This window comes from Terriglobales bacterium, from assembly GCA_035543055.1.
In the GTDB taxonomy this organism is placed as follows: domain Bacteria; phylum Acidobacteriota; class Terriglobia; order Terriglobales; family Acidobacteriaceae; genus JAIQFD01.
This window is the reverse complement of record DATKKJ010000009.1, coordinates 1-10,180: the sequence shown is the minus strand read 5'-3', so window position 1 is coordinate 10,180 and position 10,180 is coordinate 1. Positions and strand designations below refer to the sequence as shown.

The 10,180-nt window shown below is 64.4% G+C and carries 8 protein-coding genes and 1 tRNA gene; 7 read left to right on the top strand and 2 right to left on the bottom strand.

What is annotated here, in order from left to right; all coding sequences use genetic code 11:
• Positions 1–492, top strand: a 492-nt coding sequence (locus tag VMS96_00615) for a hypothetical protein (GenBank protein ID HVP41898.1), incomplete at its 5' end; no start/stop codon positions are given.
• Between the two features lie 203 nt (positions 493–695).
• The gene (locus VMS96_00610; protein HVP41897.1) at positions 696–1,085 is read left to right on the top strand and encodes a hypothetical protein; all 390 of its coding nucleotides are present in this window, start codon (positions 696–698) and stop codon (positions 1,083–1,085) included.
• Between the two features lie 43 nt (positions 1,086–1,128).
• On the opposite strand, the gene VMS96_00605 is transcribed toward VMS96_00610, so the two are convergent.
• Positions 1,129–2,055: a PhzF family phenazine biosynthesis protein gene (locus tag VMS96_00605; GenBank protein HVP41896.1), complete on the bottom strand. Its 927-nt coding sequence runs from the start codon at positions 2,053–2,055 to the stop codon at positions 1,129–1,131.
• Between the two features lie 211 nt (positions 2,056–2,266).
• Here VMS96_00605 and VMS96_00600 point away from each other — a divergent pair, with 211 nt between their 5' ends.
• The 5 genes from VMS96_00600 to VMS96_00580 all read left to right on the top strand — a co-directional run bounded on the left by VMS96_00600 (position 2,267) and on the right by VMS96_00580 (position 7,518).
• A complete protein-coding gene (locus tag VMS96_00600; protein HVP41895.1) occupies positions 2,267–2,959 on the top strand; it encodes a peroxiredoxin in 693 nt (230 codons plus the stop codon).
• Positions 2,960–3,021: 62 nt separating this feature from the next.
• Positions 3,022–3,119 (top strand) — tRNA-Sec (locus tag VMS96_00595).
• Positions 3,120–3,257: 138 nt separating this feature from the next.
• Positions 3,258–5,948, top strand: a complete 2,691-nt coding sequence (locus tag VMS96_00590) for a hypothetical protein (GenBank protein HVP41894.1) — start codon at positions 3,258–3,260, stop codon at positions 5,946–5,948.
• 94 nt (positions 5,949–6,042) lie between these two features.
• The gene (locus tag VMS96_00585; GenBank protein HVP41893.1) at positions 6,043–6,315 is read left to right on the top strand and encodes a hypothetical protein; all 273 of its coding nucleotides are present in this window, start codon (positions 6,043–6,045) and stop codon (positions 6,313–6,315) included.
• Positions 6,316–6,627: 312 nt separating this feature from the next.
• Positions 6,628–7,518, top strand: coding sequence for an NAD-dependent epimerase/dehydratase family protein (locus VMS96_00580; GenBank protein HVP41892.1), 891 nt, complete (start codon positions 6,628–6,630; stop codon positions 7,516–7,518).
• A gap of 4 nt (positions 7,519–7,522) precedes the next feature.
• Here VMS96_00580 and VMS96_00575 read toward each other — a convergent pair whose 3' ends face one another.
• Positions 7,523–9,955: a hypothetical protein gene (locus VMS96_00575; protein ID HVP41891.1), complete on the bottom strand. Its 2,433-nt coding sequence runs from the start codon at positions 9,953–9,955 to the stop codon at positions 7,523–7,525.
• Positions 9,956–10,180: the final 225 nt, after the last annotated feature.

Below are 10,180 nucleotides of genomic sequence, written 5' to 3'. Positions count from 1 at the left end.
GAGGACTGGGGGAAGGGCATCGAGCCGGGAGACTTTTTCGAAGTGATGATTACGGGCACTGCTAAGAAGCGAAAGAGAGACAGCGGTCAGTGGTCCAGGCCCGACGTCACTCTGGTCGAAGTAAACAGTTATGAGTATCTTCCCCAACCTGTACTTGAAGTTACGACGTTCGAAGTGAAGAAGTACGCGGATGCAGAAAACATCCGGTCTGTCTACGAAGCTGCAGCGCACTCCCGCTGGGCGCATTATTCATACCTTGTTGCTGAGGTCCCAAACGGCGACCACGAGTTTCCCGAAAGGTTTCTCTCTGAACTGGAGAGGTTCAACGTCGGGCTTCTGTTCATGTGGAAAGAGAAGGGCGCGTGGCACGCTGAGCAGCAAGAGTGGGAGACGGACCGCTTGACCCCCGAACCCGAAGAGCTGAATGGATTGTTGAAGGGTTTTTTCCAACTGAGCAAGAGGGAAAAGGAATTCAAGATGGCGTTGGGGTGAGCCCTCGGCGGGTGGCCCATCCATCAAGCCACAGTGTGGGAGCTGCTACACGGACCTTGACAGCGATTGCTGCTGTGAATCACTCGGCTCGGTGCCCCACATCACATACGAACCGTGCCCAGAGTGGGAACCTTTACCCGTACGTCGCCCGCCAACCTCTGTCGACTCGTGATGGACCCCTTTGCCGCAGACGGAGGGCCGGTATGAGTCACGATCCGGGACCTTTTGAGAGTATCGAGAGCGCGCACGATTTTCTCGGCCTTTTCTCCGGCGCAGTCGCGGACGCCAAGCAAGCCGTTCATGCCAGTCTGCAAGCGGAATCGAATGCGAACGCTCCCCGGCGCATGGACGCTTTGCGCCTCGCCTTGTACAACCTGGAAAAACTGGAACTTCACTTCAACAAGAGCGTGCGCATCCTGAACGATCTTCGTTCCTTGCGCCGGCTGTTGTTCGAGGAACGAGGGGCCGCCAGGGCGCCGGCGACGCCGGAGCAGCCGGTCCTGCGGCAAGAAATCCCGGCGACCGTCGCTGCCGGCTCATCCGCGCAGACGGTCCACTCGGGCGCGGCACGGAAGACCGCGGTTGCCGCTTAACCCGGGTCCAGGCTGTCTTTTGCTGGCTACTGGCTACCGGCGACTAGAAACTGACTTCCCCCCTCATCACCTCGACCACGTGTCCCCCGACGCGGACATTGGTGACCCGGTCGCCGGTGCGGGTGGCGCGCACGTACATGTGGCTGCGCCGCTTCATCTCCAGGCCCTGCTCGATCAGCGCCTTCTCGTCCGACTGCAGGACGCCGTGGCGCACCGCCCAGGCCACGCAGGGGCCGGCGGCCGAGCCGGTGGCCGGGTCCTCGCCGTTGTAGAACAGCATGCGGGCGTGCAGCCGCGCCGATTTGTCTTCCACCTCGCGGGTCACGAAGTAGAGGAACTTGGCGTCAGTCTTCTCGCAGTACTCGGCCACATTCTTGTACACAAAGCCGAGGCCACGGATGGCCTGCAGCGACTTGAGCGGCACGATGGCGAAGGCGTTGCCGGTGGAGACGGTCTGGATGGGCAGGCTGGCGTCCACGTCGCGCAGGTTGAGGTTGGCGGCCCGGGCCACCTCCTCGGCGTGGTGGATCTGCCCGAACTGCGGGTCGCGCTGCGTCATCTCGCCGTAAAGGCGCCCTTGCTCGAAGGTGAACTCCACCGGGATCTTGCCCACGTTCAGGTCGAGCTCGATGCGGCTGGACTTGGAGCGGGTGCGGAAGACCTCGCTCTGGCGGCGGTCCTCGCCGTGCAGCGCGAAGGCCGTGCCTAGCGTGGGATGCCCGGCGAAGGGCAGCTCCTCCTGGGTGGTGAAGATGCGCACCCGGATGCCGCGCTGCCGCTCGGTCTCGATGTCGCGGGGCAGCACGAAGGTGGTCTCCGACAGGTTGAACTCGCGGGCCAGGGTCTGCATCTCGCCGTCCGAGAGCCCGCTGGCGTCGGGGATGACGCACAGCTGGTTGCCCTCCAGCGGCTTGCTGGTGAACACGTCCAGATGGATGAAGGGATAACGCCGGCGTTCCTTCGCTTGCATGCTAACTATTTAACCGCAGAGAACGCAGAGAGCGCACAGAAAATTGGTGATTTGCGATTTGTGATTTGCCAAGTCACGGGCTTCAATCGCCAATCACAAATCACCAATCACCAATCCGCGCGAATCCGTGGTAGGCTCTTGGTTTTTCTTGGCAGATTGTTGAATCCGCCTGCCGGGGCGCCGCATACATCTAGCATCAGGAGGAGGAGCCATGAGTACCGAGACTGCCAGTCAGGCCCCGCGCATCCCCCGCATCAACGAGAAGGCCCCGGAGATCGAGGGCAAGTCCACCCACGGCATGATCAAGCTGAGCGACTACGGCGCCAAGGGCAAGTGGGTGTTGCTGTTCTCCCACCCGGCGGATTTCACCCCGGTCTGCACCACCGAGTTCGTGGAGTTCGCCCGCCGCTACGACGAGTTCGAGAAGCGCAACGTGCAGCTGGTCGGCAACTCCGTGGACAGCGTCTATGCCCACATCGCCTGGGTGCGCAACATCGAGGACAACTTCGGGGTGAAGGTGAAATTCCCGGTCATCGCCGACCTCGACCAGAAAGTCGCCCGCGCCTTCGGCATGGTGCACGAGGCGGTGAGCGACACCGCCACCGTCCGTGCCGTGTTCTTCATCGACCCCAAGGGCGTGATCCGCGCCCTCCTTTATTACCCGCTGTCGCTGGGGCGGAACATCGATGAGCTGCTGCGCGTCTTCGAGGCGCTGCAGACGGCCGACGCCAACGGCGTGGCCACACCCGCCAACTGGAAGCCGGGCGACCCGGTGATCGTGCCCGCGCCCATCACCCAGTCCGACGCCGAGAAGCGCGTCGCCGGCGGCGAAGGCCACGACGTCAAAGACTGGTACTTCACCAAGAAGAAGCTGGCCGAAGCCGCCGCCCGCAAGACCGCCTGACCCATCGCCGGGACCGCCGCCCGCGGCGGTCCCGGCGTCCTCTTGTTACACTGAAGTTCAGCGGAAGCGCATGTGGCCCGGTGGCTGCCCTGGTCTTCAAAACCAGTGGGAGGCGGGTCTCCCCGTCTTCGTTCGGTCCGACTCCGAAGCGTTTCCGCCACAGTTCCTTCGGCCAAGAGAGGCCTCAGGATTTCGGCAGCGGGCTCGCGCTTGCCGTTCGGCTCGCTCACGCCCGCTAAGGGCCTCAATGTGACATAGCGCACAGCCAGAGGTGCGGCTGGATTCCTAGAATCGGGGGATGCAGCCGGTCACGGCGGTCTCGATCCGCGATTTCAGGGTGCGGGGGAACTACTTCACCCAGCGCAGCCTGCTGGCGCGGAAGGAGCTGCATTACCAGAAGCGCGACGGGGCGAAGGAAGAACATCCGGGTTACTCGCCGCCGGTGGTGGAGTACGACCTGGAAGGCGGGGAGAGCGGCTGCATCACGGTCAGCGAGATCGACATCCCGCTGCTGTGCGAGAACGACGTCGAGAGGTCCAAACGCTACCTGTCGCTGATCCTGCAATGCCGCGGGGGCGACCGGGAAGCGGTGCGCGAGCTGCAGGAGATGACGGACAAGCATCCGTGGCTGGGGAAGACGGCAGGGCGCCGTCCGGTCGAGAGCCGTTTCGTGGTGCCGTGCTCGAGCGAGGAGCAGCACTCCGACCAGGACATCAGCCAGAAGGGCAACATCCTGCTCAAGCTGAGCCAGGAAGATTATCCAGTCCCGGACTTCGTGGTGCTGACGTCGCAGGCCTTCCTGGACCACGAGGTGGCAATCGAAAAAAAGCTGGCTGAAGCCATCGAGCAACTGGAGGTCCTGACCCTGCAGCAACTGGGAAGCCGCAGCGACCCCCTGGTGTTCGCCATCCGCAGCGCGACCACGCAGTACCTGCCGGGAGTGATGGACACCTACCTGAACGTGGGGGTGGCGGAGCGCACGCTGCCCTTCCTGGAAGAGCGGTACGGCCCGTTCGCCGCCCGCCGCATGTATCTGAACAACCTGCGGAACATCCTGAACGCGCTGGACCGGGAGCAACACGCGGCGCTGGTGGCCAAGGTGAAGTCGGGGCTGTCGGCGAGCGAGGTGACGGGGCTGATCGACCAGGTGACGGGGATCATCCGCAAGTCGGACCCGGCGCTGGTAGAGGACCCGTTCGCGCAGGCGCTGTTCATCGTCAAGCATTCCTACGAGATCTACGAAGAGAACAAGGACTTGCTGGTGACGCTGTGCCGGGCGAGCGAGCGGCGGAGCGAGCCCTATCCGTCGCTGATCATGCAGAAGATGGTGTGCACGGTGCGGGCGGAGGAGGCGTACGCCGGGGTGCTGTGCAGCCGGCACACCCAGACGGGCACGGGGAGCGAGCTGCAGACGGCGCGCAACATCTTCGGGGAAGAGATGATGACGGGCACGGCGGAGATCGAGTCCACGGCGTTCGCCGAGCGCGACGAGATCAAGCAGCAATTCCCGGGGGTGTACCACTTCATGCCGCACCTGAACGCGCTGGAGATCGAGTTCGAGTCGCCGGTGACCATCGAGTTCGCGGTGGAAGCGACCGCGCGCTACCAGTGGTTCGCGCTGCTGCAACTGAACGAGACCGGCATGGCGGGGCGGGCGGCGCTGACCGCGGTGGTGGACATGCACAAGTCGGGCACCATCACCCGCAAGCGAGTGACGGAGCTGATCCGCCCCTACCACATCCGCCAGATCTGCTCGGACACCATCGACCAGGAAGCCTACAGCGTGCTAGACAGCTTCGCGACGGGCGTGGCGGTGCTGCCGCGATCGGCGGTCACGGCCCGAGTGTACTTCACGGGGGAGGCGGCGCTGGAGGCGAAGGGCGGGGGCGAGAAGGTGTGCCTGTGCAAGAGCACCTTCGTGCCCATGGACTCGGTGGTGATGCGGGAGATGGACGCCATCCTCAGCCTGACCTCGGCGGCGGTGCACGTGGTCACCATCTGCCAGAACCTCGGCATCCCGGCGCTGCTCAGCCTGGAGAAGAACGGGGTGAAGCTCGACCCGGCGCCCAAGCTGGTGAACGCGGCGGGGCGGGAGATCAGGGAAGGAGACTGGATCACCATCTCGTCGCGGCGGCAGGCGATGTACGAGGGACAGGGGAAGTTCAAGCCGGCGCGGCTGCTGCGCTACATGAAGGGCGAGCCAGTGGAGATCGCGCCCGAGGAGGTGGAGGCGTTCCGCTCCATCGCCTACGCCTACCGCTATTACCTGCAGCTGGTGAAGGGGCTGATGGCGGGGCGAATCTCGACCCTCGACGAGCTGACGCGGCTGGTGAACGTCGAGTTGCGGGAGCAGCCGGAGGAGGCCGTCCAGCTGGTGAACCAGTGGTCCGACGACCACAAGCAGGACTACGTGGAACAGGTGCTGAAGTGCGACATCGGCGACCACCTGGTGCAGAACCGCGTCTTCGAGCTGCTGACCGTGGAACGCAAGGTCCGCTTCTTCAAGCTGGCGGTAGAGAAGTTGCTGCGAGACCGCATCTCCGGGTACGAGGCGGGAGCATTCATGATCGGGCGGTTCCTGTCGTCGCGCTATCCGGTAGCGTTCTGGAAGCAGTTCACGGCGGCGGAGATCGCCATGCTGGTGAACGAGTGGGTGCTGTTCGAGAAGTACATGCAGGTGCTGCACACCATGGGCGAGCGCAAGCTGCTGCAGGCGCGCAAGAAGATCCTGAAAGACGGGCTGGAGGAACTGCACCTGCACGCCGGGAACGTCAAAGCCCTGATCACGATGAAGCTGGCCGGAGCGCCGCTGGCGGAGGCGCGAAAGTCGCTGCCGGAGTGGGGCGATCCGCAGGTGGCGCGGGTGATGGAGCTGCTGGAGCAGCCGTACAAGACGTTCTACGATTTCCGGGCGCGGTGGTCGGTGCGGGAGCTGGAGAAGATCTGCGAGGAAGAGAAGATGCAGATGCCGGGGGCGGAAGAGGTGTAGCATTCGGGCGGCGCATGGTGGATCTCTTTGTCGAGTATCCGCTCAGACTATCGCTCGCGTATTTAGGGCGCGCGGCAAGAGCACTTGGCCTGCCATGAAGGCGACCGTAACCAAGGCTTTCTGCTCCACGGGAGCATTCGCATGTCCCGTCGCCGAGGTCCACTATGAGTATTCCGTTGCTGGGCAGCACTACACGGGCAAACACGAACGTGGTTTCATTTGGTCAAGTTCGGCGGAGCAATATGTCCGGCAGCTTGCGCCTGGGGCGAATCTCACCGTGCGCCTGAATCCGGAGGATCAGGCAATCTCCACCGTGCTCGACCGTGACCAGATCCTTCCGTATACGGTCGACAAACACACTCTGTGAGGCAAGGCGAACGGGAGCCGGCTGCGTTTCTTACGCCCCTGAAGGGGCTTACTCCTTCTTCGAACCATTCACCCCGGGCTTACGCCCGGGGCTAAATTCTGGCGCCCGCTGCGCGGGCTCGCGGCCGAGTCACCGTGCTTTCGGACGCGCTCCCTCGGGGGTCACGCGTTCGGCCCTTAGTCGCGCGTCCGAAAGTACGGTGACGAGGGGCAGGGCCCACTCTTGATGGGCCAGCATTTGATCCAGGCAACTACGTGAGACCGACCCGGATGACGGTCTCGCGGTCCTTCCATTCCCCTACAATGGGCAGCCATGCGCCTCCTGATCATTGGCGGGACGGGGTTCATCGGGCCGTACGTGGCCCGGGAGCTGTGCGAGCGCGGGGACGAAGTCACGGTATTCCACCGCGGAGAGCACGAGTCCGAGCTGTCGCCCGCGGTGACGCACGTCAGAAGCGCGCAAGCGGGGATGCCGGTGCTGGAGTTTCCGGCGGGCGAGTTTGACGTCGTCATCCACATGATCGCCATGGGGGAGGCGGACGCGCGGGCGGCGGTGAAGGCGTTCGCGGGACGGGTGGGGCGGATGGTCGTGCCCAGCAGTGGAGATGTGTACCGGGCGTACGGGCGATTCGCCGGGATGGAGGCAGGGTGGTTGGAGAAGGGATTGTTGACCGAGGATTCGCCCCTGCGCACCGTGCTGTATCCCTATCGAGCGCAGGCGAAGTCGCCCGATGAGCTGGCGCACTACTACGAGAAGATCCTGGTGGAGCGCGAGGCGATGGGGAATCCACAGTTGCCGGCGACGGTGCTGCGTCTGCCCAAGGTCTACGGGCCGGGGAACAATGCCGACCTGGCGACGGTCTATGCGTACCGCGATCATCCGGATTGGCGGTGGACCCACGGCTACGTGGAGAACGTGGCGCAGGCGATCGTGCTGGTGGCGGTGCATCCGGCGGCGGCCGGGAGAATCTACAACGCGGGAGAGGAGTACACGCCGACGGTCGGTGAACGCTTGAAGACGCTGCCGGCATCGACGGTGCAGCCGGCGCCGGATAGTGCATTCGATTTCCGGCAGGACATTGCGTATGACACGAGCAGGATCCGGAAAGAGCTGGGGTACAAGGAACGGATCAGTTACGAAGAAGGATTGAAGCGCACGCTGCCCGATACGCCTGGCCTGAAGGCCGGCACTGCCTCAGCCTGAGTGGCTAGACGGTCACTTCTGCTCTCTTCTCCTGCGCGGTGCGGGCCTTGATGCCGTAGAGGTAGTCGCGGTCGAGGGCGAACTCCAGGTCGCGGAGGACGTCGGGGAGCTCGCGGCCGTCGCGGGCGGCGACCAGGCGTCCGAGGGCGAGCGACAGGCTCAACACCGCGTTCATCCCCAGGTTGGCCTTGCGCTGCATGATCTGGATCTTCTGCTCGGCGGGGGCGTCGGCGGCGACCTTGCCGCGCTTGACGGCCAGGTCGAGTTCCATCAGCAGCAGCTCGCGGTCGAGGTCGGCGAGACTGCCCAATGATGAGATCTTCTGGCCCAGGAAGCGGGGCGCGACCACCTGGGTGACGTTCTCCACGGCATTCAGGCAGCCCTTGCCGCCGTAGCGCTTGGCGCGGATCCAGAGCTCGGCCAGTTCGCCGCCGTCCTTGGGCGGGGACTTCTTGGCGGCGTCGGTGAAGCGATAGGTCTTCTCCTTCTCGTTGAAGACGAAGTACTGCGGGTACTTGCGGGTGAGGGGGCCGGCCTCGATGATGCTGTCGATGAGGTGGATGGCCTCGTCGCTGCCGGCGGAGGTGCCGAGCGGGGTGGCGGCGGTGAACTTCATCCCGTTGTCGAGCATGATGACCACGCCGACCGAGGGAATGCCGGCGTTGGTCGGCTCCTCGTGGGCGCTGATGTCGGCGATGACCAGGCCGGGGTCGAGCTGACGCGTGACTTTCGTGCCCTTCTGCGCGCGCTCGATGAGATCGACGATGCGGCCGTACTTGACCAGGCGCTCGGTGTTGGCGCCGCCGCCGCATTTCAGGCCGAGCGCGCCGGTGGCGAAGGCGATGTCGGCTTCCATCACCTCGTTGGGCGACTTGGAGCGGTGGGAGACGACCAGCGAGAGGTTGTTGTCCTTGGCGGTACGGGTGGCGAGCAAGGTCTCACTCATCGTGCCGATCTGGTTGGCCTTGACCAGCACGGTGTTGATGAGGCCTTCGTTGGCGCACTTCTGGATGGTCGTGTCCTTGGTGGTGACCAGGTCATCGCCGATGATGAGGATCTCCTCGTCGAGGGCCTTCATCAGCTTTTTCCAGCCTTCCCAATCGTCCTCGGCAAAGCCGTCTTCGATGGAGACGATGGGATATTTCTTGACCCAGCTCTGGTAGAGCTCGACCATCTCATCCGTGGTCAGGACCTTGGGATCTTCGGCGCGCCAGAAGAGGTACTGGCCGACCGAATCCTTCTCCCCGGTCTTCTCGCGGTAAGCGTTGCTCAGCTCGCTGGCGGCGGGATCGAGGGCGAGGCAGACGTCGCGGTCGGGGACGAAGCCGCACTCCTCGATGGCCTGCACGGCGACGCGCAGGGCGCGCTCCTCGGGGAGGACATCGCCCTTCTCGCGGGCGTAGCTGGCGACAATGCCGCCCTCCAGCCCGATGCCGACGAAGTTCAGTCCCTCGGAGTCCTGGATGATCTGGATGGCGCGGCTCTGCAGCATGTTGGTGACGCGCTGGGCCTCGATGTAGTCCTGGGCGGTGAGCGGGATGAACATGAATTCCTGGAAGCTGAGGTTGCCGCCCATCTCCTCGGTGTGGCGTCCGCCCATGATGGAGTTGCGGAACTCCCAGGGAGCGAAGACGACGCGGCCGTCGTCGAGCTTGACCTCCTGCAGGCGATGCAGGCGAAGCTTGCGGCGGAGCTCGGCGGGGCGGGCGCCGCGGCCTGCGGCGGTGGCGGCGGCCGGTTCGGCGGCCTTGACCTCGGCGGCTTTGGCTGCGGCTTCGCGCTGGCGGGCGAGGAAAGCCCTGTACTTGCCGGGGTCGGAGAGCAGGAAGTCGAAGAGGGCGACCACGCCAATCGTAAAGAGGAGCCGTCCGGCATAAACGGAGAGCGGAACGGCGCCGTACATGCCGATCAGGATCAGAATGATGCCGGGGGTAAAGGTGGCGAGGGTCAGCAGCTTGCTGGCCTGGGGGCCGGCGGCGGAGACCGCCAGGTTCTGGGTTTTGACGCTGGGATGGAAACTGCCTGCTTCCTTGTTCACGCCGGGGAAGGCGCCGTGAGGGATCTTGAGGAACATCTCGAGATACCAGCCCAGGCGGCCGGCGAGTCCTTGCTCCAGCTTCTTCTGGGCGGGCTCGGCGAACTCGGGGCGCAGGTTGTTGGTGCGCACCGCGGCGAGGTAGTGTCCCATCTCGTGAACGGCGATGTTGACGTGCCAGGCGAGGTACCACATGGCCGCCGAGACGAAGACCTCGAAGCCGAAGAACATCTCGCGGATGACGTCGAGGCGCGAGGCCACGCCGGGCGAGATGCTGAGCAGCGAGCTCAGGAAAGCGGCGTGGAACGAAACCAGCTTGTGGTTGGCGATGATCCAGCCGCGGTCGAGTCGGGGCCTGGCAGTGGCCCGGGGCAGGAAAGGCAACGTTCTGAACATGTTCATGGACCCAGCTTCATGAGTAAGGTGATAGGAAAGGACCCATCGCCGCCACCGGAGGCGGCGGCTCCCACGATTATGGCGAATCCCGGCACGGCCGCCTGTGACGGGCGTCACACTTGGTACGAGACGCGGACGCCCGAATCGGGTTCAACGCGTTGCGAGGATGTCAGGCGGACTTCTTGCCGGAGTCCACGACCTGCAGGATACGCTCCGCCAGGGTGGGCGAGC

Excerpts from the sequence above, each read along its gene's own strand:
- VMS96_00610 (HVP41897.1), top strand. The coding sequence starts at position 696 with ATGAGTCACGATCCGGGACCTTTTGAGAGTATCGAGAGCGCGCACGAT.
- VMS96_00605 (HVP41896.1), bottom strand. The coding sequence starts at position 2,055 with ATGCAAGCGAAGGAACGCCGGCGTTATCCCTTCATCCATCTGGACGTG.
- VMS96_00600 (HVP41895.1), top strand. The coding sequence starts at position 2,267 with ATGAGTACCGAGACTGCCAGTCAGGCCCCGCGCATCCCCCGCATCAAC.
- VMS96_00590 (HVP41894.1), top strand. The coding sequence starts at position 3,258 with ATGCAGCCGGTCACGGCGGTCTCGATCCGCGATTTCAGGGTGCGGGGG.
- VMS96_00585 (HVP41893.1), top strand. The coding sequence starts at position 6,043 with ATGAAGGCGACCGTAACCAAGGCTTTCTGCTCCACGGGAGCATTCGCA.
- VMS96_00580 (HVP41892.1), top strand. The coding sequence starts at position 6,628 with ATGCGCCTCCTGATCATTGGCGGGACGGGGTTCATCGGGCCGTACGTG.
- VMS96_00575 (HVP41891.1), bottom strand. The coding sequence starts at position 9,955 with ATGAACATGTTCAGAACGTTGCCTTTCCTGCCCCGGGCCACTGCCAGG.